We start from the raw sequence: 24,398 nt of genomic DNA on the forward strand, positions 1-24,398 counted from the left end.
ATTGCATTGACAATATTGTAACGACCTTATTTCTCAGTCCTGAAATGTTTTCCTACTCTTTATGGAGCATTTCAAATGTCTATTTTAGTTGAACCATCACAATTCTTTCAAGCACTTCCTCCTGCAACACAACGTATTGAACAAGCACTTAAAGATATTCAGCAAGGTAAACCTGTTCTTGTTATGGATGACTTTGACCGTGAAAATGAAGCAGATTTAATTATTGCAGCAGATACATTAACAGTTTCCTGCATGGCACAAATGATTCGTGATGGATCAGGAATCGTCTGCATGTGTATCACTCATGAGCTAGCAGATCATCTAAAACTTCCACCTATGGTTCAAAATAACTCAAGCCAGTTTCATACAGCCTTTACAATTACGATTGAAGCAAAAGATGGTGTAACTACAGGCGTATCTGCACAAGACCGTGTGACTACTATTAAAGCTGCAACCAAACATGGTGCTATCGCGGAAGATCTAAACAGACCTGGGCATGTTTTCCCTCTACGAGCACGAGAAAATGGCGTACTCACACGTCGTGGACATACCGAAGCGACCATTGATCTAGCACGACTTGCAGGCTATCAGTCTTCAGGTGTTTTATGTGAACTAACCAACCCAGATGGGACAATGGCTGCAGGACAACAAGTACTTGACTATGCAGAAAAAAATCAACTGACACTAATTACCATTGAAGAGTTGGTTCAATACCGTATAACACATCAGTGCTAATGGTCAGTGACTATAATATAATTAGAGCAAAGTTTTCATAGCTTTGCTCTACTCTTCCTCAAGCATTCTAATTAAATTTTTTCCGATACTATTTGCTCGAATCCAAGCCAGCTCATAACTTGCATTTGCTAAAGTTAAAATTCGATTTTCAAAGTTATCCCATAATGGTTTGACTTGATTGCTAGATATACCCAAGCCACTTTCTTCAGAAAATTTTTTATTTTTTTCGCAAAGCTTTAATGCATGGTACAACCTACGACCTAAAGTCGCCTCTGGCAATAAACGTATGCCTTTACGCTCTAAAAATAAATTGACTTGTTCTAAAGTCATATGTGGCAATAAAGGAATAAGTACTTTATCTAATTGCTCATCCAGACGCTTCCATACAGCCAATTGCTGTTTTGCAGTATAGTTATTCCACTTAATTACTTCATGGTTAAAACGGCGACATCCACGACAGACATGATCACCAAAAACGGTTGAACAACGTCCTGCACATGGGGTTAAAGCAGGTGTATGATGTTCATTACTCAAATTATTCTCTCCAAAACAAATAATAACCCATAATTTTTATATGGATTTCTCGCATATCTATGCATTTCACGCTAAAATATGCGCCTGAAATTTTCTATATCTTAATACAATTGGAGTTATCCATGAACGCTACTGTAGAACAGCTTGCACCTGTAGAACAGCAAGCGACCGCAGGTTGGGTTGTTGCAGCATTATATCAATTTAAAGAAGTAGCGAATCCTAAAGATTTGCAACAACGTCTTTTAGATCTTGTAAAAACAATTGACCTATGTGGAACTCTTATTGTTGCAGGTGAAGGCATCAATGGTACTGTAGCAGGTAGCAGAGATGCAATTAATACCATTCATCAATTTTTATTGGGTGAAGGCTTCAATGCGATGGAATATAAAGAGTCTCATAGCTCTGATAAACCGTTTCGTAAAATGAAAATTAAGCTTAAAAAAGAAATTGTTACGCTTGGTGTAGAAGTTAAACCACGTGACTTAGTTGGTCATTACCTTGATCCAAAAGAATGGAATGACCTTATCGCACGTGATGATGTAATTCTCATTGACACACGTAATGATTATGAATATAAAGCAGGAACATTTAAAGGGGCAATTGACCCTAAAACTGAAACATTCCGCGAATTTCCTGAATATGTAAAAAAAGAACTCGAACAACATAAAGATAAAAAAATTGCCATGTTCTGTACAGGTGGTATTCGTTGTGAAAAATCTACTTCTCTACTCTTACAAGAAGGTTTTGATGAAGTTTATCACCTTAAAGGTGGCGTACTAAAATATTTAGAAGAAACGCCTGCTGAAGAAAGCCTTTGGGAAGGAGAATGCTTTGTTTTCGATGGTCGTACAGCCGTGAAACACGGTATGGAAGAAGGTGTAAATACAAAATGTCATGCATGTGGTTGGCCACTTACCCCTGAAGAAGTTGCAGAGCCAACTTATGAACATGGCGTATCATGTGTTTACTGTATTGAAAAAACAACAGACAAACAGAAAGAAGGCTTTCGTATGCGTCAATCACAAATTATTGCTGCAAAACGCAAACGCCTATAATTTTTTAAAATAAAGCCTCTATATGCAAAAGCCAACATTCAATGTTGGCTTTTCTTTTTTTAACTGTACCATGCACGATACAAAAAGTAGATTCCAACAAAGAGAAGTAAAAAGCTAAAACACTTTTTAAGCATAACTGTAGAAAGTGCATGTGCAACCTTTGCACCCAATTTTGCAGTTAAAAAACTCATAATACTAATACCAATAAAGGCATAAATATGTACATAACCAATTGCATGGTTAATTTGTTGATGCTGTTGTTGCCCAAAAAACATAAAACCTATTGCACCGGCTATTGCAATAGGCAAACCACATGCTGCTGAAGTTGCAACAGCCTTTTGCATAACAACACCATGCCTATTTAAATATGGAACAGTTAAAGAACCGCCACCTATCCCAAAAATAGCAGATGCAATACCAATGACTCCACCTGCAGTGATTTGTTTTGGTCTTGAAGGAAGTTGGCGTGAAGTATCTACATGTGCTGAAGCACCTGTAAACATTCTAAATGCAATGACTATTGCGAAAATACCGATAATAACTTGTAAGATTTTTCCGGATAGTACATCTGCAATACCTGCACCAGCAAAAGATCCAGCAACAAGTCCAGGTGCCAGATTTTTTACAACTTGCCATAATACTGCACCTTTTTTATGATGTGCCATGACTGAACTAATAGAAGTCACTACAATCGTGGCTAAAGATGTGCCCAAAGCCATATGCATAATTAAATTTGGATCATAACCTTGATGAGAGAAAACCACATACAATATGGGTACAATAATTAAACCACCACCAACGCCAAATAGCCCTGCAGCAAAACCTGCAATTGCACCAATCATTAAATATATGATTAACTCCATACATATTTCCTTATGATGTATTAAGATGGATTCTGAAACTCAAAGATTAAAAAGATTATTATCTTTATCGGCTCATATTCCTGAAGTTGTATTATTAAAACAAACAACAGAGTCTACAAATGATGATGTAAAAGCCCTTGCACAACAAGGCATTTTAACAGCCCTCGTTTGTAGTGAAACACAAACCCAAGGTAGAGGTCAGCATCATCGAGAATGGCAATCACCTCAAGGTAACATTTACTTCAGTACACTTGTAAATACAACCACATCGCTTGATGGTCGTCTTGCCTTGGAAATTGCTCTAAACTTATTACATATGCCATGTATTTGTAACTTAGACCTTCATATAAAATGGCCCAATGATTTATATAGTAAGCAAGGAAAATGGGGAGGTATTCTTGTAGAGCCTACATCAACACATCAAGCTATTGTTGGCGTTGGTATTAATTTGTTTCCACATGCATCTATTACAAATTTAGACCAAGAAACAACCTCTCTAACACAACTCACACATTTAGATATTTCTAGAACCGAAGTTATTGCTCAAATGTATATTGCTATACAAAATGCAGTGCAATGGTTTAATTATGGTTCTCAAAACCTTGCTGAACGATTCAATCATGTCGCGATGTTTAAAAATAGAGTGGTTACGTTTGAACATGCTCAAGGAAAAGTTCAAGGTATCTTTACTGGTATTCAACCTGATGGAGCTGTTTGTATCGAAGTTGATGGTAAAATAAATAATTTTTATCAAGGACGATTACGTCTTTTGGAAGGTACATCATGAGATGCTTATGGTTAGATATTGGGAATACTCGCCTGAAATATTGGATTACTGAGAATGGTGAAGTTTTAGATCATTTTGCGGAACTACACTTACAATCACCTGCCGATTTACTACTAGGCCTTATACAATATTTTAAAAAGCAAAAGTTAAACTGTATTGGTATTTCTTCTGTTTTGGATAACCGTAATAACCAAAAGATTGAAAAAACACTACGAATGTTAGAATGTCCAATGCATTTTGCACAAGTGCATAAGCAATATAGAGAGTTTATTTGTGGCTATGAAGATGTTAGCCAACTTGGCATTGATCGTTGGCTACAAATGCTTGCTGTTGCTGAAACTAAAAAAAATTACTGTATTGTTGGGTGTGGTACAGCATTAACAATCGATCTGATTGAAGGAAAACAGCATCTAGGTGGTTATATTCTTCCTAACCTATATTTACAGCGTGATGCACTTATACAAAATACTAAGGGAATTAAAATTCCAGATTCTGCTTTTAGCATCTTAACACCTGGCCACAATACTGTAGATTGTGTACATCATGGTATTTTACTTGGTTTAGTCAGCAGTATTGAAAAAATTATGCAACAGGGGAAAGAAAAAAATCTTATTTTAACAGGAGGAGATGCTCCACTATTCGCACAACATCTCGCTCAATATCATCCTGAAATTATTCCCGATTTACTTTTAAAGGGATTACAAACTTATCTACAATATTAAGAATTTATCATACTCACAATCTGGTTACGGCCATTCATTTTTGCTGCGGCAAGCTTCCGATCAATATCAGTATAGATATCTTGAAAGTCTATAGTCGCATCATACTCACCCACTCCCATACTGACCGTAACTATCAAACCTTCAGCAATTTCTGAAAAATCATGTGTTTCAATTGCTTTACGTAAATACTCAGCTTTTCTCATTAATTTTCTTTGATTAAATGATGGCAGGACTATCATAAACTCTTCGCCACCTAAACGAATGACTTTACTATCTTCAGTATTCATATTGGTTTTAATCAAATGCACCAGTGTTTTAATGACAAAGTCACCTATTGGGTGCCCATACTGACTATTCACCGATTTAAAGAAATCAATATCTAGCATTATCAAACTAAATGTATTTAATTTAGGTAAGTCAAACTCAATAAAATGTTGTAATCCTAGACGGTTATAAGCACCAGTTAAAGCATCAAAAAGCCTTTTATCATTTATATCTCGAATAAGACGTTTAATAGCAAGTAATAAAGTTAAAATACTAAGAATTAATACTAAAAGATAAAATATATGCTGTAGGCGATAAAAATGCTCATAAAAAGGATTTTTATTTTCTAAAAATAAAATTCTAAGCATTTCAGGTGAATAAGATATATATACTAAACGCCATAAAAGTGAAATAAACCATAAAGTAATGACTAAACACCAAATTTTTTCTAAGATATCACCAAATATAAGATGTCTTACTTTCCATAATGCAAAACACAAAAATATAATTAAAACTCCATAAACGCTAAAAACGCGTATAAAGTCTGAGAAAGATGTATTTGGTATTAAGCCACTAGTACAACGAATAATAAATGATAAGATTAAGAGGCTAAAACAAGTTGTTTGATCTAATACTTTTCCTTCTAAAGCAACAATCCCTTGTGCAATAAAATAACTAAAAATTAAGAAACATATCCCACTTAGCGTTACATTTAGTGAGACATTTTCAGGTATATGTGTAATTTGCAGCCAAATCCCTAAGCTCACTCCAGCAAAAGCAATACTTAAATAAATTAAGTATTGTGCTTTACCTACTAAAAAGTAAATCAGAAATAATAAAATTCCCATTAAAAAAACTGTTAAAGGATACGCTAGCATTACTGAAAGTAATATATCCGTCACATAAAGCCCCATGATCCAACCAATGGTTGAATGAATTAATTTCATACAAAGGGGAAGTATAACGAATAAAAAAGGCGCGATGCGCCTTTTTTACTATTTTTTTGAATTATTATTACCAAATAGTGGACCGCCACCGCCGCCACCAAATTGTTTTTGCATACCACTTAATGAACGCATCATTTTCCCAATTCCACTTGGGTTCGCAAATTTTTTCATCATTTTTGCCATCTGTGCATGTTGCTTAATGAGTTTATTAACCTCAGCAACGTCCATTCCACACCCTGCTGCAATACGTTTTTTACGACTTGGATTCATTAACTCAGGATTACGGCGTTCTTTTAAAGTCATCGACTGAATAATCGATTCCATTTTCTTTACTTGCTTTTCAGGCTTTGCTTGCTCTATTGCTTGCTGTAACCCTGCATTACTCATTCCAGGCAACTTATCTAAGAAGCCCATCATGCCGCCCATTTTATTCATTTGCTCAAACTGCATAAGCATATCTTCAAAGTTGAAGCTGCCACCTTTTTGCAGTTTTTTCGCCATTTTTTCGGCTTTTTCTTTATCAATTTTACGTTCAACTTCTTCAACTAAAGAAAGAACGTCACCCATACCTAAAATACGCTGTGCAACACGCTCAGGATGGAAAGGCTCAAGGGCATCTAACTTCTCCCCCATACCTAAAAATTTAATTGGTTTACCTGTAATTGCACGAACAGAAAGTGCAGCACCACCACGTGCATCACCATCAGTTTTTGTAAGAATTACACCAGTCAGTGGCAATGCATCATTAAAGGCTTTTGCTGTATTGGCAGCATCTTGCCCTGTCATTGCATCAACAACAAATAAAGTTTCTGTAGGCTTAACAGCAGCATGTAAAGCTTTAATTTCGTCCATCATGTTTTCATCAACATGTAAACGACCTGCTGTATCTACAATAAGAACATCAGCAAACTTAATTTTGGCTTGCTCAATTGCACGATTTACAATATCAATTGGCTTTTCTGATGCATCAGAAGGAATAAACTCAGCACCAACTTCATTAGATACGGTTTCAAGCTGTTTAATTGCTGCAGGACGATAAACGTCAGCAGAAACTGTCATCACTTTCTTTTTTTGACGTTCTTTTAAATAACGTGATAACTTTGCAGCAGTCGTTGTTTTACCCGCACCTTGTAAACCCGCAAGTAAGACAACAACAGGCGGTTTTGCAGCAAGATCAAGACTCTGATTTGCCTCACCCATCATTTTTGTGAGTTCATCATGTACAATCTTAACAAAAGCTTGACCTGGTGAGAGTTGAGTTAAGACTTCTTGACCAAGTGCTTGCTCCTTAACTTTCGCAATAAATTCGCGCGTTACAGGCAAGGCAACATCGGCCTCTAAAAGAGCCATACGTACTTCACGTAATGTATCTTTAATATTATCTTCGGTCAGTTGCCCTGAACCGGTAACATTTTTTAGACTCTGCGTGAGTCGTTCTGTTAAGGTATCAAACATTGCAGATTCCGCTTAAAATGGCTAGTTGCAAAAAAATCTTTCTCTAATAGAAAATTTATGTATTAATTGCTATAGGATACTTGAGTTCGCTCTAAATTTATATCGTCTAGCATGAATATTCATTATTGTAACAAAGGTTTGACATGATCAGTCTTCCATTGGTGTACACCGTTCTCGCCTTAGTTGCCTATACCACAGGTTTTTGGTACGCCTTTATGCATTTATTGGCTAAGCATAAACCAAACAACTGGTTTATGAGTGTCATCATTTCCATCGGACTCCTATTGCATGGGTATGTTTTGCATAATGATATGCTTACAGCAAATGGGGTCAATTACGATGTTTTCAACCTACTATCGTTTACTTCAGGGCTTATGCTTATTTTAAGTGTGCTATATAGCACATATCGTCCTGTATCTGCACTAAATCTTATAGGTATTCCTGTTGCTGCAATTGGGCTTATTTGTGGCTTTACTTTTAGTCAGCCCAATCAATATGCAAATAGTCACTCAATTGGCCTAGACCTTCATATTATCTTGTCACTATCTGCTTATGCAGTGCTACTTATGGCTACAATTCAAGCGATTATGATGTGGTTTCAAGATCAAGAATTAAAAAAGAAACAAAAAAGACTGTGGGTAAACTTACTTCCACCCTTTCAAGTCATGGAGTCATTACTCTTTGATATGCTCATGACTGGATTCATTATGCTTACGGCTGCCTTACTTTTAGGCTTTTTCATGGTCGATAGTTTTATTCAACAGCATCTTGCTCATAAAACTGTATTTAGTATTATTTCTTGGTTTGTTTATGGTTTTCTACTGGTCGGCCACTTTAAATTTGGCTGGCGTGGGCAAAAAGCGATTCGTTTCACATTAGCAGGATTTTTATTACTTGCCATAGGCTTTATCGGCAGTAAATTTATTTTAGAAATTATACTTGGTCATTAATTACAGTTTTAATGGACAGTATTGCTTAATTTGCGTATAACCCCTTTTTTAAATAATGCTTGAGGTTTGTAACAGTGAAACTCATTTTAGCACCTATGGAAGGGTTAACAGACCCAATCATGCGTGATGTACTCACTCATGTTGGAAGTTTTGACTGGTGTGTTACCGAGTTTATTCGTGTTACAAATAGTGTTTTACCTGATCATGTTTATTATAGTTACTGTCCAGAATTAAAATCTAATGGCTGTACTTCAGCTGGAACACCTGTCCATGTCCAATTCTTAGGCAATGACCCAGTTATGCTTGCAGAGAATGCAAAACGCGCCGCTGCTTTAGGTGCACCTGCAATTGACCTAAATTTTGGTTGCCCTGCAAAAACAGTAAATAAACATAAAGGTGGTGCAGTTTTATTAGATGAACCTGACGTTATTCACGAACTTGTAAAAGCTGTTCGCCAAGCTGTTCCTTCACAAATACCCGTATCTGCAAAAATGCGCCTTGGGTATTTAGATGAAAACCATACATTAGAAAATGCACATGCAATTGAAGATGCAGGAGCGAATTGGTTAACAGTTCATGCACGTACAAAAGCTGATGGCTATACCCCACCTGCATATTGGGAAAAAATTCATCCTATTCAAGAAGCCTTAAAAATTAATGTAATTGCCAATGGTGAAATTTGGAATAACCAACATGCCAAATCTTGTATAGAACAATCTGGTTGTCATGATTTAATGATTGGTCGTGGGGCGGTAACTACACCAGATTTAACCCAATGTATTCGTCAAAATACCGACAGAGCCTTACTTTGCTGGCAAGACTTAGTTGAATTACAAATTCGTTTTTTAAATGGAAAAAGTAAAACTGAAGTTGGTATGATAGGCCGATATAAACAATGGTTAGGCATGATGAGCAAAGCCTATCCTGAAGCAAAAACACTTTGGAACGATGTAAAACGACTTAAGCAAATTGATAAAATTATCGAAAAAATAAGCATGTGATCTCACATGCTTATCTCAAGATTAAAGATTATTCTTCTGTTAGATCTTTAATTTTTGTAGTACAACCATTCGTTTTTACAGACTCAATACCATGATCACGTGTTTGCACTGTGCTATACATTTGACTAGTACCAATAATTTGATGGTTTACTGCTTTCAAATTAAAATATGGCTTGCCATTTTTTGCTTCTAAACGATCGTATTTACCATCTTCTATTGAATTCTTCTGTACAGACTCTATACCATTAAGTGCAGAAGCTTTCGCTTTATATAACTCACTCGTTAGAATAATTTCACCATTTCCCGCTTTTAATACAAAATGAAACTGGCCATCTTTTGCTTTTGAAATTTCGTACCAACCAGACATAAGAACCTCATCATATTTATTTAGTTTTTGTACCAATCATTTATTATGTGATACTTCAATTTACTATAAAGCTTGATTAAATCTTTTTAAAGTGATTGTTTTGTAATCATTTTGATTTTTTTCTTATATTTTATGCAGAAGATTGCAAATAGTACATTACATATAAAATCTATTGCCTACACACTTTAAATCATAAGCTGATTTTTTTCTAAAAATCCGACAAAATAACTCATATATTACATTCGATTTGAGAATAATCATGAGTCACCCAAAATTTATACACTATACTTTTACAGGTGCTGATGCATCTAAGTTTCTACAAGGTCAGGTCACTCTACATGTCGAGCGACTTGCTGAAAACTCGACCCAATATACAGCAATATGTGACCTAAAAGGTCGTGTTCATTTTGGCCTTTGGTTAACCAAACACAATCCTGAACAGTTTGATATTGTTGTTGTAGAAGATCAAAAAGAAAGTTTTTCAAATCATATTAAAAAATATGCTGCATTTGCAAAAGCAACTCTCGTAGAGGTTAGTGAAGTATTTCCTCACATACATGAAGACAATACAATCTTTCTTTCAACTACCTCAGATATACAACGTTGGCAGCAGCATACTATTGAGCATGGACAGGCTTGGATTAGCCAAGCAACTGAACACCTTTTTCAGCCACAAGAATTACGATTGCATCAGAGAAACGGCGTACACTACGATAAAGGCTGTTATTTGGGGCAGGAAATTATTGCAAGACTTTGGTTTAAGGCACAACCAAAACAATGGCTACACCTCGTAAAAAGCACACAACAACTTCCAAATGCAGGTAATAAAATCGATGGTAATATCCAAATCGTCAATATGATTCATACTAAAAATAATGGATATATGGCACTGGTTATTGCCAAACCAACAACTTTAGAAGAAACTTCTTTCTTAGAAGTCATTGAATTACCATCTCCACTCAACGAAGATGTTGCAAGAACTAAATAATACATTAGAAAATATATGGCGTTTGTTATATACAAGCGCCATAACTCCTAAAATAAGAGAAAAATAATGAGTCAAGGAACAAAGACAAAAGATGCCCCTGAACCAATTGGCAAAGAATATCGCTCTATTCTATGGCTCGTTGCAATGGGCTTTTTCATGCAACAACTGGACAGCACTATTATTAATACTGCTTTGCCCAATATTGCACAAAGCTTAAATGAAAACCCATTAAATATGCAGTCTGTCATTGTAGCGTATGTTTTAGCAATGGCAGTAACCATTCCTATTAGTGGTTGGGTAACAGATCGTTATGGCATTAAACGTACTTACTTCTTTGCAATCATCTTATTCAGTGGGGCATCTATTGGATGTGCGCTTTCTCAAAGTCTTACAGCTTTAGTTATTTCAAGGATATTTCAAGGCATTGGTGGAGCACTGCTTCAGCCTGTTGGCAGGTTAACTGTTTTGAAAGTAATACCTCGACCTCAATTGTTGGCTGCTCTTAGCTTTGTAAGCATTCCTGGACTTATTGGTCCTCTCATTGGACCTAGTCTTGGTGGACTCATTGTAGAATGGATGAGTTGGCACTGGATATTTTTGATTAATGTACCTATAGGCATCATTGGTGCATGCTTTACACTTAAAGTATTGCCCAATATGAAACAAGCCCAACTTGCAAACTTCGATTATATTGGCTTTATTTTTGTTGCAACCAGTATGGTCAGTTTGTCCCTTGTACTTGAAAATATGGTCGATCAAACTCGCTCACAAGCAAGTATGATTTTACTTATCGTTATAGGTCTATCAGCAGGTGCTTCATATTGGCTACATGCCTTACGTCATCACTCACCACTCTTTCATCCAAGTATTTTTAAAGTACACACCTTTAGCATTGGTATTTTAGGAAATCTATTTGCTCGGTTAGGCAATGGTGCTATCCCTTTTATGATACCTCTTATGCTACAAGTTGCTTTAGGGTTTAATCCAACAATTGCTGGTTTAATGATGATTCCTCTTGCTATTGGCTCAATGCTGATTAAACGGTTTATCACGCGTCTGATCTATCGTTTTGGCTATCGCAGAGTTCTCGTCACAAATACACTATGTGTTGGATTAGGTATAGCAAGTTTTGCGCTAATTACACCCAATACACCGATGTGGTGGCAACTTATTCATTTCTTTATTTTCGGTATATTTAACTCTATTCAATTTACAGCAATGAATACTGTAACCATCAAAGACCTTAAACAAGAAGATGCAAGTAGCGGAAATGGATTACTGTCCGTCGTACAACAGCTTTCTATGAGTATGGGTGTAGCAATTGGGGGGGCTGTTCTCAACAACTTTATTCATCTAGATGGCAAACAAAATATGTTGCAATCCTTCCACTATACATTTTTATGCCTAGGTGCATTAACGATCTGTGCAAGTTGGATTTTTTGGCAACTTAAAAAATCCCGCTAATGTTTAGAAACTAAGACCACCAAAGAATAATAAGTGTGCTTGCAAGAAATAGTCCTACCACGGTACTTAAAATACATGCATTAATTGCTCTTTTTTCAATGCCATAAATATGTCCTAGTACTTGAAATAATGTTGGCATAGGTAAAACTGCAATTAATGTAGCAATTCGCATCATTTCTCTATCTTCACTAAAGATATAAAATAGTACAAAAATCATTATTGGCATCAGAAGCACTTTAAAAACAACTGGGCATAATGCTAGTCCATCTAAATGCTTAACTTTTATACCTGCAAGACCACCACCAATCATAAATAACGCAACAGGGGCTGCTGCTTGCCCCAATACTTCAAAGGTTTCATCTAAAGCTGTTGGTAAAGATAATTCTAAAAATAAGCAACTAAATGCAATTAAAATAGAAAGTACCAATGGGCTGTGCAATGCATTGTAAACAACTTTTTTTATAAAAATAGGAAAGGCAGTCTTTTCATATGCATGAGAGTCCGTTAAAAATAAAACCAATGTGGTCAAAATAAGACTTTCAAATAAAAGTGTCTGAGCTAAATAAGCAACTGCATTTTTTCCCACCACCATAGGTACTATCGCTGTTCCAACAAGCCCTGTATTTGACATAGCAGAACCAAAAGAAAAAATAACTGCCGATGTTAGACGTTGATGAAAAAAATGTTTGATTACATAGTAAGACACAAAGAAAATACTGAGGGACCCCATACCATAAAGAAGGAAATATTTAGGCTTCCATACCTCTTCAAATGTTTGACCTAAGAGTGCATGTAACAGAAATGCTGGCAATGTAACTTTCATCACAAAAGTGCCAAGGCTTTTAATTTGTTCAGGGGTGAGCAACCCCCAATTAACACTCAAATACCCAATTAATACTAAGAATAATATAGGTACAATTACTGTGAGGAACACATTCTTTCTCTATGTATATAGATTAATTTTTGCACTAGAAAGGTTTAAATAACCTTCCGCGATAACCATATGGTTCACAACGTAGATATTGAGGAGCAACTGCAACTTCCTTACCTAACACTTGTGCTGCGTACCAAGGCCAACGAGGGTTATATTGTATCGCTCTTGCGATTGCAATAGCATCTGTTTGATCTTTTTGTAAAATATTTTCAGCTTGTGTAGGCTCTGTTATAAGCCCTACAGCAATAATAGGAACTTTTACTTTTGCCTTAACCGCCTGAGCAAATGGAACTTGATAATTTGGGTTCACATCAATCGTTTAATCTCTATGCAGGCCACCACTTGAAACATAAATATAGGCTATACCTAATCGTTCTAAATGCTCTGACAAATAAATATTCGACTCTAAATCCCAACCATCATTTTTCATCCAATCTGTTGCTGAAATGCGAATACCAAGTAGAAAACCTTTTGATAAAACTTGTTTAATTTCCTGAACAATCTCGAGAGTCAGACGACATCTATTTTATAGTGAGCCACCATATTCATCTTCCCGTATATTTGAAAGTGGCGACAAAAATTGATGTAATAAATAACCATGCACCGCATGAATTTCTATGAGTCGAAAACCAACCTGAACAGCACGTTGGGTAGCTTCAATAAGATCCTGTTTAATTTTAATAATTTCTTCTGCACCTAATGCACTTGGTGTTTTACCATTACTAAGAAATGGAATATTACTTGGTGCAACAGTCTGCCAGCCCCATCAACATTTGTAGAATCTTGATTTTTCCAAGGAACTTCTACAGATGCCTTGCACCCAGCATGTGATAACTGTATAGCAAATGGCATGGGAGAAATAGTACTTATTTTACTCAGTACCATTTGCATTTTTAGAGCTTGACTATCATTCCATAAACCAAGGTCTGCATTACTAATACATCCTTCAGGATTACTTGCAGACGCTTCAACAATGCATAATCCTGCACTAGAAAGAGTATAACTTAACCATTGCTGCTCATGCCAAAATTGTATCTCACCCTCAAGGTTTACAGCATACTGACACATAGATGCAATACATCTTACCTAAGATCGCTTAATACAAATGGTTTAAACAGCAATGGTTTCATTGTTATATACTCTATTTAGAATTGCTTACTAATACTTAAACCAGCACTCCAATTTCGTTTATCCGCAGGTTCAAAGTAATTACCATTAGACTCATTTACAATGACAGAGCCAATATAATTTCGATTAAATAAATTATCGATACGGGCATATGTATTTAAAGACCAATCATTGTATTTATATGCGTAACCCACATCTAAACCTGTGACGGTATAACTCGGTGCAGCATCGGTGTTTTGATCATTAACATAAATTTTATTCATATAACGAACATCTACCCCTGCATGAAAACCAATTTCAGGTTTCCAGCCTAAACTTGCAAAAGCCTGATTCTTTGCAATTCCAGGTATATAATTTCCTTTTCGAATTGGGCTTGATTTTAACTTACCTTCTTTTGTATAGAGTGCCCCTACATAAGAGTCAAAAGTTGCATTTAAGTAGCTATAACTTGCTTGTGCAGTTAAATCGCGCCATAGCTTTTTACTCCAAGAGGCTTCTATACCTTGACGAAGTGTTTTGTCTGCATTTCTAAAGCTTGCACGTCCATACTCCGTACCAGCTGAAACAATATCGTTCTTTGTTTTACTCATAAAACCTGCCAAAGCAAAAATACCAAATTGATTATCTGCTTTTAAGCCAATTTCATAGTTATCACTGGTTGAAGGTTTTAGTGAAAAATTAAAACCTGCACTTCCATCAGTATTATAAGCCATTTCAGTAAATGTAGGCGTTTCAAAACCCTTTGCATAACTGGTATATGCCAACACATTTGGTGTAATTTTCCAGCTTAACGCAATTGAAGGCAAAGTATGGTTATACTCAGTTTTACCACTATTATCCTTATTACTTAGATAATAATCTTTAGATTTATAATGAACATTGCTATAACGCAATCCTGTGTCTACGCGCCAAGCAGGTAAAAACTGCCAAGATGCTTGCACATAAGGGTCTGCATTCCATAATGTATTGTTTTCATTACGGCGAATATTTCCCTTAACACCATAAGAGGAAATTCCATCATCTTTAGACATTATAAAGTTTTCATAACCTTTACGATCTTCATCCATTGCATCTAAAGCCAAACCTGCGTTAATCGTCGTATTTGGTAAGAGATCTTTTCCTGTCCAACGAAAATCTGCACCATAATAGGTACGATTAAAATCAATTACACCGCCAGCATGATTTTCATTTGCACGTTGTGTTTTACTCGGAATAGACTGATATTGTGTTACTTGACGGTTTCCAATATATCCCATCACGTACACACTGTTATGGTCATCAATTGGTTTAGACCATGTAATTCCTGTTTGTGTCTGCTCTAAATCCTTTCTTGTATTATATTTCAACACACCAGATTGGACTTGCTTCGGATTGCTTAACCATTGCGCTTTGGTTAAACCCATTGGGTCAGCTGCATGAATTTTAACGTAATTGGTTGTCCAATTAATTTTACTGCCATCGTCTAAATTCCATGTGAGTTTAGCATTATTCAATACTTTATCTGCAGCACTATGGTCGCGATAGCCATCTGTATTAAAATAAGAAGAGCTAATGACATAAGCAGGCTGTGAAGCTAATTTTGCACCACCCTGTAAAATTAGGCCCGTATGATTACTATTGTGGCTACCACCGCCATAATTCAGTGTAATGGAGTCTTTCCCTTTACCCTCTTTTGTTTCGGCAAGCAGCACACCACCTGATGAATTCCCATATAAAGAAGAAAATGGCCCTGTAAGGACTTCAACATGATTCAAACTATTCAAGTCGATATTTGAAGTTTGCCCTTGACCATCTGGCATTGTTGCAGGAATACCATCAACATAAATACGAATACCACGAACACCAAATGTAGATCTTGCCCCAAAGCCTCTCATAGAAAGCTGTAAATCTTGTGCATAGTTTTGACGGTTATTCAATTGAAGACTAGGTATACCCTGTACTACTTCAGTTAAATTCACACCAATATTGTCCGTTTGTTTAGGTACATCTATTCTGTAAATAGATGCCGGCGTATTTAAATAACTTGTGCCTGTTCTTGTAGCTTCAGCAGTAATTGTAGGTAAGTCTTTTATCGCTTTTACAGTATCTTCTGCATAAAGATTTTGGCAAATACATACTGAAATAAAAAGAAGAGGTGTTTTCCATGGCATAGTAATTATCAGGGAACGCATTATTGATCCTTTAAGATTCTTGTGAATATATTTTAAAATAAATCAAATATATTGTAACACTTATATAACGTTCAAGATAAATGATTCATATTTTCTATAGAGTTCAAAAATATTATTTTTTATAAAGTGTTATGCTTTTAAATAATGATTCCTAGAACATGTTAAAATACACTTTTGATGTTATTGCATTATCCTATGCCTGAACTTCCTGAAGTTGAAACAACGAAAATTAGTTTGCTTTCACTCATTAATGAAAAAGTTACTTCTGTTCACGTTAGACAATCTCAGCTACGTTGGAAAATACCTGAAGATGTAGACATATTGATTGGTCGGAAACTTACTGGCCTATCACGCCGATCTAAATACATTATTGCTTCTTTCGAACAAGACAATATGCTTTGGCACTTAGGTATGTCTGGTAGTTTTAGAATTTGTACAACAGGTGAAGTATTAAGAAAGCACGACCACTTTATTATCGGCTTTGGAGATATTGAATTACGCTATCATGACCCACGTCGTTTTGGCTGTATTTTATGGTTAAATGAAGAAACAGAAAAAAATCTCATCTCCAAACTTGGCCCCGAGCCACTAAGTAGTCACTTTAATACGACATATCTTATTGAAAAACTAAAAACTAAAAAAACACCTATTAAAGTCGCACTTATGGATAACCATATTGTTGTCGGTGTAGGTAATATTTATGCAACTGAAAGTCTATTTAATTTAGGCATTCATCCTGCACAGCCATCAAATACCCTAACACACCCACAAATTGAAAAACTTGTTATTGAAATTAAAAGGATTTTAAAACAAGCCATTGAGCTAGGTGGCTCGACACTAAGGGATTATACCAATGCAAATGGAGAAAATGGGTATTTCCAACAGACCCTACTTGCATATGGTCGCGCAGGTGAAATGTGTATTAACTGTGAAACGACCTTAGAAAATATTAAACTTGGACAACGTGCAAGTGTATTTTGTCCACAGTGTCAGCCATTAAAAGTAAAGGCCGTTTAATGAAAACAGCAATTGTTAGACATATTCTCGTCAAAGATATCGAACTTGCAAAACAACTCAAAGAAAAGCTTGCGCGTGGTAGCGACTTTACAAAACTAGCTAAACAACACTCGACTTGCAATTCGGCTAAACGTGGCGGAGAACTCGGTGAAGTTAAGAAGGGGCAACTTGTTCCTATCATCGATAAACTTGTATTTTCAGCACCTGAAAAAGTCATTCAGGGGCCCATTAAAAGTAAGTTTGGATATCACTTGGTTGAAGTTAAATTTAGAATGGACTTCTAAAAAATAAAAGGCCTGTTCGGCCTTTTATTTTTGTTTACTGATTATGCATCTTTACGTGCTTTCAGTTCATCACGAATTTCGCGAAGTAACTGAATATCTTCTGGTGTAGGTGCAGGTTTGGCTGGTGCAGCTTCTTCTTTACGGCGCATTTTATTAATAATTTTTACCATTAAAAATACAACCCATGCCAAAATAATGAAGTTGATTAAAATCGTTAAGAAATTACCATAAGTTAATACGTTTACACCTGCTTTTTGTAACTCTGCAAGTGTCTGCAAGTTGTTCGGATTTTTTCCAAGAATAATAAATTTTTGTGTAAAGTCGACGCCACCACCTGTAATCATCGTAATAATAGGCATGATTACATCTTTAACTAAAGAATCAACGATTTTACCAAAAGCTCCCCCAATAATTACACCTACTGCAAGATCAATCATATTACCTTTTACAGCAAATTCTTTAAACTCTTTCATTATACTCATGTATATCTCCAAATTTTTTATTTGTTAATTGAACTTACTTTATATTGTTTAATATATAAATAAAATAAGCATTTATTATTAGCTTCCAATTTAATCTGTTTTAAATTCAAAAAAAAGTAATAAATACTTAAAACGAACAATTCTTTAGTTAGCCTAATAAAAAAGAGCCACCCAAAAGGATAGCTCTCTGTACATCAAAATAAATTACTTACCACGATTACGCTTACGTTCATTTTCTGTTAAGAATTTTTTACGTACACGAATAGACTTAGGCGTTACTTCTACAAGTTCATCATCTTGAATGAACTCAAGTGCTTGCTCTAATGTCATACGAATTGCAGGTGTTAATGTTAATGCTTCATCTGTACCAGATGCACGCATGTTTGTTAACTGTTTTGCTTTCGTTGGGTTTACTGTCATGTCGTCAGAACGTGAGTTAATACCCACAATCATACCTTCATACACTTCTAACTGAGGCTCTGCAAACAGACGACCACGGTCTTGTAAAGTGAATAAAGCAAACGCTAAACATGTACCATTTACCATTGAAATAAGTACACCATTTTGACGCTGTGCAACAGCACCTTGCTTCGCTTTACCATAGTGAGAGAAGCTTGATGTCATAATTCCTGAACCAGATGTAATGGTTAAGAACTCTGAACGGAAACCGATTAGACCACGAGATGGTACAGTTGCTTCAATACGGATACGACCTTTACCGTCGAGCTCCATATTCGTCATTTCGCCCTTACGGTTACCCATCTGCTCCATAATCGCACCTTGATGTTGTTCTTCAACATCAAATGTTACGTTTTCATATGGTTCTTGGATTTCACCATCAATCTCTTTCATGATCACTTCAGGACGAGATACACCCATCTCGAAACCTTCACGACGCATGTTTTCGATCAATACAGATAAATGAAGTTCACCACGGCCAGAAACTTTGAAACGGTCTGGGCTGTCTGTATCTTCAACACGTAATGCAACGTTATGAATTAACTCACGATCTAGACGCTCACGAATATTACGTGATGTTACAAACTTACCTTCACGACCAGCAAACGGAGAGTTGTTTACTTGGAACGTCATAGATACTGTAGGTTCATCTACAGACAATGGTGGTAATGCTTCAACATTTTTCGGATCACAAATTGTGTCAGAAATATTAAGTGCATCAATACCAGTGATACATACGATATCGCCTGCACCTGCAGATTCAACATCTACACGATCAAGACCATGGTAACCCATGATTTTTAAGATACGACCGTTACGTGTCTTACCTTCTTTATCAATTACAGTAACTGGTGTATTTAATTTAACAGAACCACGTTGAATACGACCAATACCAATCACACCCACAAAACTGTTGTAGTCAAGTGATGAAATCTGCATTTGGAATGGACCATCTGCATCTACTTTAGGTGGCTCAACGATGTCTACGATTGTTTCAAATAACGGCGTCATGTCTGGTGCTAAGTTATCAGCTTCACGACCAGCAATACCGTTTAAACCAGAAGCATAAACAACTGGGAAGTCGAGCTGTTCATCGCTTGCGCCTAGGTTATCGAACAAATCAAATACTTGATCCATTACCCAATCAGGACGAGCGCCCGGACGGTCAACTTTGTTTAAAACAACGATTGGTTTCAAACCACGAGCAAACGCTTTTGAAGTTACAAAGCGTGTTTGTGGCATTGGACCATCTTGTGAGTCAACTAAAAGCAATACACAGTCAACCATAGACATTACGCGTTCAACTTCTCCACCGAAGTCAGCGTGTCCCGGGGTATCCACAATGTTAATGCGGTAAGTTGTATCTGTACGTTTATCTAACCACGTAATGGCAGTATTCTTCGCAAGAATGGTAATACCACGTTCACTTTCTAGCGCATTTGAGTCCATGACACGCTCAATCTCGCCAGCACGTTCACCGAGTGCGCCAGATTGTTGTAAAAGTTTATCGACTAACGTTGTTTTACCGTGGTCAACGTGCGCAATAATTGCAATATTGCGGAGATTTTTAATATCTAATGACATGAATTTCGATACGCCTAAAATTTGAGGGCAAATTATACAAAAAAACTCTACTATTTAGTAGTGACATCTAATTGACAGCTACATTTTTTAAATGCAGTAACATGTTTTATTTTGTAAAGACATGTAAGTCGATTAGAATAGTGACATCTCTATTTATACCACACTTTTATGTCAGACCCACAATCTTCGGGTAAAGATAATTCATCTGAACTTATTCTTCAGTTAGAAGATCGCCCAAAATCATCCGTTGCTCTCTTTGCTGCACTGCAACATTTGCTTGCTATTTTAGTCCCAATTTTAACGCCAGGCTTACTTATTTGCGGAGCCCTCAAAGTTCCTGCTCATGAAACAACCATGATTCTTTCGATGTCATTGGTTATTTCAGGAATTGCTACTTTTCTCCAATGTAAAAAAGTAGGGCCTTTGGGTGCAGGCTTACTTATTGTACAAGGCACAAGCTTTAACTTTATTGGCCCAATTATGGCAATTGGTAGCTTGATGATTGCAAATGGTACACCTTATCAACATGTTATGGCCGCAATTTTTGGTGTTGTCATTGCAGGTGCATTCATTGAAATGGGGGTTTCACGTATTTTACCTTGGGTAAAAAAACTCATTACCCCTCTTGTTACAGGTGTTGTTGTTCTACTTATTGGTCTTACTCTTATTAAAGAGGGATTAATTAGTATGGGCGGTGGTTATGGTGCAATGGCTGATGGAAGTTTTGCCAATACAGACAACCTTATTATGTCTTGTACTGTACTTGCAATTATTGTGGTGTTGAACCGTATTCCTATTATTTGGGTAAAAAGCTCAGCTATTTTACTTGCACTAGTCAGTGGTTATCTTTTAGCTGGATTCATGGGGCACCTAGACTTCTCTGCTTTTCATAAAGCACCTACTTTTCAAATTCCAACACCACTTCACTTTGGTATTGCATTTGATTGGTCGTTATTTCTACCACTTGCTTTTATTTATCTCGTTACCTCGTTAGAAGCAATTGGTGATATCACTGCAACAAGTAAAGTTTCACACCAACCCGTCAGCGGTCCTATTTGGATGCAACGTATTAAAGGTGGCGTGTTGGTCAATGGTGCCAATTCTTTCTTAGCAGGTATATTCAATACATTCCCAAGTTCTGTTTTCGCACAAAACAATGGTGTCATTCAGCTTACAGGTGTTGCGAGTCGCTATGTTGGTTTATGGATTGCAGCTTTACTGGTTTTACTTGGCTTATTCCCTAAAATTGCGGGTATTATTCAAGCAGTTCCTCAAGCAGTCCTTGGTGGTGCGGTCATGGTAATGTTTGGTGCTGTTGCAGCTTCAGGTATTAATATTCTTTCAGGCATAAAGTTAGATCGTCGTGCGCTTTTAATTATTGCTATTTCCCTTGCACTTGGCTTAGGTATTGCACAAGTACCAGATTTTCTAAAACATATGCCAGATCTACTACGCAATATTTTTAGTTCTGGTGTCGCAACAGGTGGTATTACAGCTTTAATATTAAATGTTGTATTGCCTGAGAACAAAGAATAAAGTTTCACTGCCCAGTATCCACTGGGCATGTGTCTGCAAAAGAGAAAATTATGGATCCAAGAAGTGAGGTTGTCTTACGACAGAAAGATTATCTCAAAGGGAGCGTATTGTTTATTCACGCCCCAAGCGATAATTTAATATCAACACTTGATCAATCTGTACAAAGTTCAATTTGGACTTGGAATTATGCAGATTACCAAGCCCAAATTAAACAGGGATATAAAAGCCATTTTGGTACAAGTTTTCCAGAAGAAGCCTATGATCAGGTGGTTATTTTTGTTCCGAAGTCTAAAGAGTTACTCAATTACATACTCTATGAAGTTGCCAGCCACTTACCCCTGAATGCACAAATATTTTTAGTAGGTGAAAAAAAAGGTGGGGTTGAACGTGCAGCAAAACAGTTAAAGAACTACGGTCAAACCAAGAAGCTAGACAGCGCAAGACACTGTCAATTTTGGCAAACAACACTTGAAAAAATAGTACCTACTAAGCCGCTGACAGATTGGTTGCAAAAATATGACGTCGTTAATGATCATATTTCTCTTAGCGTTTATAGCTTACCAGGTGTGTTTAGTCAAAATCACTTAGATGTTGGCACAGCCGTACTCCTCCCCTATTTAGAACAAGTAAAATCAGGTAAACTTGCCGACTTTGGCTGTGGTGCAGGGATTATTAGCTGCTATTTAGCGAAGTTAAATCCAAACAATATTGTATACGCACTCGATGTAGATGCTTTTGCACTTGCCTCAACAAAGATTACTTTTGAGCGTAACAACATTCCTACCCATCAACTTCATACACATGCTGTGACTGGTATCGAAGATGCACCATGCGATCTAGATGCAATCGTGAGTAACCCTCCCTTTCACCAAGGTATTCATACCAACTATGCAGCAAGTGAAGGACTCTGCCAACAGGCAAAATTGCACTTAAATGCAAATGGTCAATTATGGATTGTTGCGAATCGTTTTTTAAACTATTCAATACTCATTGAACAATATGTCGGTAAATGTACCGTCATGGCAGATCAACAAGGTTTTAAGGTGTTATATGCCAACAATGCAAAATTTTAAAACAAAGGAATTTAGATGAGCGAACAGAATCAACCTGCGAACTTACAACGTAAGCTTGGTGCACGTCATCTAAATATGATTGCAATTGGTGGCTGTATTGGCACAGGTCTCTTCCTTGCTTCGGGGTCAACGATTGCAAGTGCAGGGCCAGGTGGTGCTTTACTCGCCTATGCAGTAATTGGTGTCATGATTTACTTTTTAATGACTAGTCTTGGCGAGCTAGCAACTCATAATCCAACTACAGGTGCTTTTTTTACATATGGAAATAAATATGTGGAAAATGGCTTTGGTTTCGCCTTAGGTTGGAACTATTGGTATAACTGGGCAATTACTGTTGCATTTGAGCTAGTTGCAGTTCAGTTTATTATGAAGTTTTGGTTCCCAGATATTCCTGGATTTTGGTGGAGTCTTGCCTTTCTTAGTATTATCTTTGCAATTAATGCCATGTCTGTGAAAGGCTTTGGTGAAAGTGAGTTCTTTTTCTCACTCATTAAAGTCGTTGCCATTATTGCCTTCATTGGTCTAGGCATTTTCATGATCTTTAAGATTATGGTAAGTGAATCAAGTGCAGTGTTTGCAAACTGGCATTATAAAGATGCACCTTTTGTAGGTGGATTACAAGCCATGATTGGGGTTGCAATGATTGCAGGATTTTCTTTTCAAGGAACGGAAATGGTTGGGGTTGCTGCTGGCGAATCTGAATCACCTGAAAAGAATATCCCATTAGCCATTAAGCAAATCTTTTGGCGTATCTTGTTGTTTTATATTCTTTGTATTTTCATTATTGGCACACTCATTCACTATGATGATCCATTGCTTATACAAGCAGCAAATAACAATGACGTTTCGGTTTCTCCCTTCACACTCCTTTATGAGAAAACAGGGCTTGCTTTTGCAGCAGGGTTAATGAATGCAGTTATTCTTACGGCTGTACTTTCTGCTGGTAATTCAGGTATGTATTCCTCAACACGTATGCTTTGGAATATGGCAAAAGAAGGAAGCGCCCCAAAAATATTTGCAAAGCTTGATGCTCGTGGCGTACCCATGAATGCATTATATGCAACCACAACTATTGCTGCATTCTGCTTGCTTACATACTTTGTAAGTGAAAAAGATGTGTATTTTTGGCTACTGAATATGTCAGGAATGTGTGGTTTCATTGTTTGGTTAGGTATTGCCGTTTCGCATTATAGATTCCGTAAAGGCTACATTGCACAAGGTTATAAACTTGAAGATTTATCTTACCGTGCAAAGCTTTTTCCTCTTGGCCCTTTGTTTGCATTTGCACTCTGCTTATTTATTACTTTAGGTCAAAACTACCAAGCATTTATGGGTGATCATGTAGATTGGAAAGGTATTATATCAACTTATATTACGATTCCTGTATTTTTAATCATCTGGTTAACGTACAAGATAAAATACAAAACCAAACTCATTCCTTATGACAAAATGGATGTAAAACCACTAAAAAAATCTTGATTTTTTAAAATCATGGGGTAGAATGCAGAAAATTTAATCATTTACCCAATTTAAGGAGGACATCATGCCATTACTACTACAACTTTAAATCTTGGCACGATGTCAGCTCACGGACAAGT

At 36.5% G+C, this 24,398-nt stretch carries 22 protein-coding genes and 1 pseudogene; 13 read left to right on the top strand and 10 right to left on the bottom strand.

What is annotated here, in order from left to right:
* The first annotated feature begins 75 nt into the window (after positions 1 to 75).
* Entirely contained in the window at positions 76 to 735 is a 660-nt protein-coding gene (gene ribB / locus AC1MPL_RS10945; RefSeq protein ID WP_479765974.1) for a 3,4-dihydroxy-2-butanone-4-phosphate synthase, read from the top strand.
* A gap of 48 nt (positions 736 to 783) precedes the next feature.
* Here the strand turns inward: ribB and AC1MPL_RS10950 are convergent, their stop codons facing one another.
* Positions 784 to 1,269 (bottom strand): DUF1289 domain-containing protein, encoded by a 486-nt coding sequence (locus tag AC1MPL_RS10950; protein ID WP_479765975.1) that lies wholly within the window; start codon positions 1,267 to 1,269, stop codon positions 784 to 786.
* A gap of 122 nt (positions 1,270 to 1,391) precedes the next feature.
* On the opposite strand from AC1MPL_RS10950, the gene trhO reads away from it, so the two are divergent.
* Entirely contained in the window at positions 1,392 to 2,324 is a 933-nt protein-coding gene (gene trhO, locus AC1MPL_RS10955) for an oxygen-dependent tRNA uridine(34) hydroxylase TrhO (protein ID WP_479765976.1), read from the top strand.
* Between the two features lie 59 nt (positions 2,325 to 2,383).
* Here the strand turns inward: trhO and AC1MPL_RS10960 are convergent, their stop codons facing one another.
* Positions 2,384 to 3,187: a sulfite exporter TauE/SafE family protein gene (locus AC1MPL_RS10960; RefSeq protein WP_479765977.1), complete on the bottom strand. Its 804-nt coding sequence runs from the start codon at positions 3,185 to 3,187 to the stop codon at positions 2,384 to 2,386.
* A 25-nt stretch (positions 3,188 to 3,212) separates the two neighbouring features.
* Here AC1MPL_RS10960 and AC1MPL_RS10965 point away from each other — a divergent pair, with 25 nt between their 5' ends.
* Entirely contained in the window at positions 3,213 to 3,974 is a 762-nt protein-coding gene (locus AC1MPL_RS10965; protein ID WP_479765978.1) for a biotin--[acetyl-CoA-carboxylase] ligase, read from the top strand.
* On the top strand, positions 3,971 to 4,696 hold the full coding sequence (locus tag AC1MPL_RS10970; RefSeq protein ID WP_479765979.1) for a type III pantothenate kinase: 726 nt from the start codon (positions 3,971 to 3,973) through the stop codon (positions 4,694 to 4,696). The genes AC1MPL_RS10965 and AC1MPL_RS10970 overlap by 4 nt, the downstream gene beginning before the upstream one ends.
* Here the strand turns inward: AC1MPL_RS10970 and AC1MPL_RS10975 are convergent.
* Positions 4,693 to 5,862 carry a GGDEF domain-containing protein gene (locus AC1MPL_RS10975; RefSeq protein WP_479765981.1) on the bottom strand — a complete coding sequence of 390 codons (1,170 nt, stop codon included), beginning with the start codon at positions 5,860 to 5,862 and terminating at the stop codon, positions 4,693 to 4,695. The two genes, AC1MPL_RS10970 and AC1MPL_RS10975, sit on opposite strands and share 4 nt — an antisense overlap.
* A gap of 93 nt (positions 5,863 to 5,955) precedes the next feature.
* Complete coding sequence (ffh, locus tag AC1MPL_RS10980; protein ID WP_479765983.1) at positions 5,956 to 7,362, bottom strand: signal recognition particle protein; 1,407 nt, start codon at positions 7,360 to 7,362, stop codon at positions 5,956 to 5,958.
* A 143-nt stretch (positions 7,363 to 7,505) separates the two neighbouring features.
* Between ffh and AC1MPL_RS10985 the strand changes: the two genes are divergently transcribed.
* Together AC1MPL_RS10985 and AC1MPL_RS10990 are read left to right on the top strand one after the other, a co-directional pair.
* On the top strand, positions 7,506 to 8,312 hold the full coding sequence (locus AC1MPL_RS10985; protein ID WP_479765985.1) for a cytochrome C assembly family protein: 807 nt from the start codon (positions 7,506 to 7,508) through the stop codon (positions 8,310 to 8,312).
* Between the two features lie 74 nt (positions 8,313 to 8,386).
* The gene (locus AC1MPL_RS10990; RefSeq protein WP_479765987.1) at positions 8,387 to 9,313 is read left to right on the top strand and encodes a tRNA dihydrouridine synthase; all 927 of its coding nucleotides are present in this window, start codon (positions 8,387 to 8,389) and stop codon (positions 9,311 to 9,313) included.
* Between the two features lie 28 nt (positions 9,314 to 9,341).
* On the opposite strand, the gene AC1MPL_RS10995 is transcribed toward AC1MPL_RS10990, so the two are convergent.
* Positions 9,342 to 9,680, bottom strand: a complete 339-nt coding sequence (locus tag AC1MPL_RS10995) for a YegP family protein (protein ID WP_479765989.1) — start codon at positions 9,678 to 9,680, stop codon at positions 9,342 to 9,344.
* A gap of 259 nt (positions 9,681 to 9,939) precedes the next feature.
* Here AC1MPL_RS10995 and ygfZ point away from each other — a divergent pair, with 259 nt between their 5' ends.
* On the top strand, positions 9,940 to 10,668 hold the full coding sequence (ygfZ, locus tag AC1MPL_RS11000) for a CAF17-like 4Fe-4S cluster assembly/insertion protein YgfZ (RefSeq protein ID WP_479765991.1): 729 nt from the start codon (positions 9,940 to 9,942) through the stop codon (positions 10,666 to 10,668).
* A 66-nt stretch (positions 10,669 to 10,734) separates the two neighbouring features.
* Positions 10,735 to 12,132, top strand: coding sequence for a multidrug transporter subunit MdtD (gene mdtD, locus AC1MPL_RS11005; protein WP_479765992.1), 1,398 nt, complete (start codon positions 10,735 to 10,737; stop codon positions 12,130 to 12,132).
* A 10-nt stretch (positions 12,133 to 12,142) separates the two neighbouring features.
* Here the strand turns inward: mdtD and AC1MPL_RS11010 are convergent, their stop codons facing one another.
* From AC1MPL_RS11010 to AC1MPL_RS11020, 3 genes and pseudogenes are all read right to left on the bottom strand, one after another.
* On the bottom strand, positions 12,143 to 13,066 hold the full coding sequence (locus AC1MPL_RS11010; protein ID WP_479765993.1) for an AEC family transporter: 924 nt from the start codon (positions 13,064 to 13,066) through the stop codon (positions 12,143 to 12,145).
* Positions 13,067 to 13,100: 34 nt separating this feature from the next.
* Positions 13,101 to 14,134, bottom strand: a pseudogene (locus AC1MPL_RS11015) (oxidoreductase).
* Between the two features lie 77 nt (positions 14,135 to 14,211).
* A complete protein-coding gene (locus AC1MPL_RS11020; protein WP_479766225.1) occupies positions 14,212 to 16,344 on the bottom strand; it encodes a TonB-dependent receptor family protein in 2,133 nt (710 codons plus the stop codon).
* A gap of 216 nt (positions 16,345 to 16,560) precedes the next feature.
* Here AC1MPL_RS11020 and mutM point away from each other — a divergent pair, with 216 nt between their 5' ends.
* Both mutM and AC1MPL_RS11030 read left to right on the top strand, forming a co-directional pair.
* Positions 16,561 to 17,382, top strand: a complete 822-nt coding sequence (gene mutM, locus AC1MPL_RS11025) for a bifunctional DNA-formamidopyrimidine glycosylase/DNA-(apurinic or apyrimidinic site) lyase (protein WP_479765995.1) — start codon at positions 16,561 to 16,563, stop codon at positions 17,380 to 17,382.
* A complete protein-coding gene (locus tag AC1MPL_RS11030) occupies positions 17,382 to 17,666 on the top strand; it encodes a peptidylprolyl isomerase (protein WP_479765996.1) in 285 nt (94 codons plus the stop codon). The genes mutM and AC1MPL_RS11030 overlap by 1 nt, the downstream gene beginning before the upstream one ends.
* Positions 17,667 to 17,707: 41 nt before the next feature.
* On the opposite strand, the gene mscL is transcribed toward AC1MPL_RS11030, so the two are convergent.
* Entirely contained in the window at positions 17,708 to 18,148 is a 441-nt protein-coding gene (mscL, locus tag AC1MPL_RS11035; protein WP_479765997.1) for a large conductance mechanosensitive channel protein MscL, read from the bottom strand.
* Positions 18,149 to 18,352: 204 nt separating this feature from the next.
* Entirely contained in the window at positions 18,353 to 20,191 is a 1,839-nt protein-coding gene (gene typA / locus AC1MPL_RS11040; RefSeq protein WP_023273741.1) for a translational GTPase TypA, read from the bottom strand.
* A gap of 168 nt (positions 20,192 to 20,359) precedes the next feature.
* Between typA and AC1MPL_RS11045 the strand changes: the two genes are divergently transcribed.
* The 3 genes from AC1MPL_RS11045 to AC1MPL_RS11055 are packed head-to-tail and all read left to right on the top strand — an operon-like array spanning position 20,360 to position 24,279.
* On the top strand, positions 20,360 to 21,727 hold the full coding sequence (locus AC1MPL_RS11045; RefSeq protein ID WP_479765999.1) for a uracil-xanthine permease family protein: 1,368 nt from the start codon (positions 20,360 to 20,362) through the stop codon (positions 21,725 to 21,727).
* Between the two features lie 50 nt (positions 21,728 to 21,777).
* The gene (locus tag AC1MPL_RS11050; protein WP_479766000.1) at positions 21,778 to 22,800 is read left to right on the top strand and encodes a methyltransferase; all 1,023 of its coding nucleotides are present in this window, start codon (positions 21,778 to 21,780) and stop codon (positions 22,798 to 22,800) included.
* 15 nt (positions 22,801 to 22,815) lie between these two features.
* Complete coding sequence (locus tag AC1MPL_RS11055) at positions 22,816 to 24,279, top strand: amino acid permease (protein WP_479766002.1); 1,464 nt, start codon at positions 22,816 to 22,818, stop codon at positions 24,277 to 24,279.
* The last annotated feature ends 119 nt before the right edge of the window (positions 24,280 to 24,398 follow it).

It is taken from the genome of Acinetobacter sp. N1-1 (assembly GCF_056711485.1).

Excerpts from the sequence above, each read along its gene's own strand:
- AC1MPL_RS11045 (WP_479765999.1), top strand. The coding sequence starts at position 20,360 with ATGTCAGACCCACAATCTTCGGGTAAAGATAATTCATCTGAACTTATT.
- ygfZ (WP_479765991.1), top strand. The coding sequence starts at position 9,940 with ATGAGTCACCCAAAATTTATACACTATACTTTTACAGGTGCTGATGCA.
- mutM (WP_479765995.1), top strand. The coding sequence starts at position 16,561 with ATGCCTGAACTTCCTGAAGTTGAAACAACGAAAATTAGTTTGCTTTCA.
- AC1MPL_RS11050 (WP_479766000.1), top strand. The coding sequence starts at position 21,778 with ATGGATCCAAGAAGTGAGGTTGTCTTACGACAGAAAGATTATCTCAAA.
- AC1MPL_RS11055 (WP_479766002.1), top strand. The coding sequence starts at position 22,816 with ATGAGCGAACAGAATCAACCTGCGAACTTACAACGTAAGCTTGGTGCA.
- AC1MPL_RS11030 (WP_479765996.1), top strand. The coding sequence starts at position 17,382 with ATGAAAACAGCAATTGTTAGACATATTCTCGTCAAAGATATCGAACTT.
- mscL (WP_479765997.1), bottom strand. The coding sequence starts at position 18,148 with ATGAGTATAATGAAAGAGTTTAAAGAATTTGCTGTAAAAGGTAATATG.
- AC1MPL_RS10965 (WP_479765978.1), top strand. The coding sequence starts at position 3,213 with ATGGATTCTGAAACTCAAAGATTAAAAAGATTATTATCTTTATCGGCT.
- ribB (WP_479765974.1), top strand. The coding sequence starts at position 76 with ATGTCTATTTTAGTTGAACCATCACAATTCTTTCAAGCACTTCCTCCT.
- AC1MPL_RS10960 (WP_479765977.1), bottom strand. The coding sequence starts at position 3,187 with ATGGAGTTAATCATATATTTAATGATTGGTGCAATTGCAGGTTTTGCT.
- AC1MPL_RS11020 (WP_479766225.1), bottom strand. The coding sequence starts at position 16,344 with ATGCCATGGAAAACACCTCTTCTTTTTATTTCAGTATGTATTTGCCAA.
- AC1MPL_RS10985 (WP_479765985.1), top strand. The coding sequence starts at position 7,506 with ATGATCAGTCTTCCATTGGTGTACACCGTTCTCGCCTTAGTTGCCTAT.
- AC1MPL_RS10970 (WP_479765979.1), top strand. The coding sequence starts at position 3,971 with ATGAGATGCTTATGGTTAGATATTGGGAATACTCGCCTGAAATATTGG.
- mdtD (WP_479765992.1), top strand. The coding sequence starts at position 10,735 with ATGAGTCAAGGAACAAAGACAAAAGATGCCCCTGAACCAATTGGCAAA.
- typA (WP_023273741.1), bottom strand. The coding sequence starts at position 20,191 with ATGTCATTAGATATTAAAAATCTCCGCAATATTGCAATTATTGCGCAC.
- AC1MPL_RS10995 (WP_479765989.1), bottom strand. The coding sequence starts at position 9,680 with ATGTCTGGTTGGTACGAAATTTCAAAAGCAAAAGATGGCCAGTTTCAT.
- ffh (WP_479765983.1), bottom strand. The coding sequence starts at position 7,362 with ATGTTTGATACCTTAACAGAACGACTCACGCAGAGTCTAAAAAATGTT.
- trhO (WP_479765976.1), top strand. The coding sequence starts at position 1,392 with ATGAACGCTACTGTAGAACAGCTTGCACCTGTAGAACAGCAAGCGACC.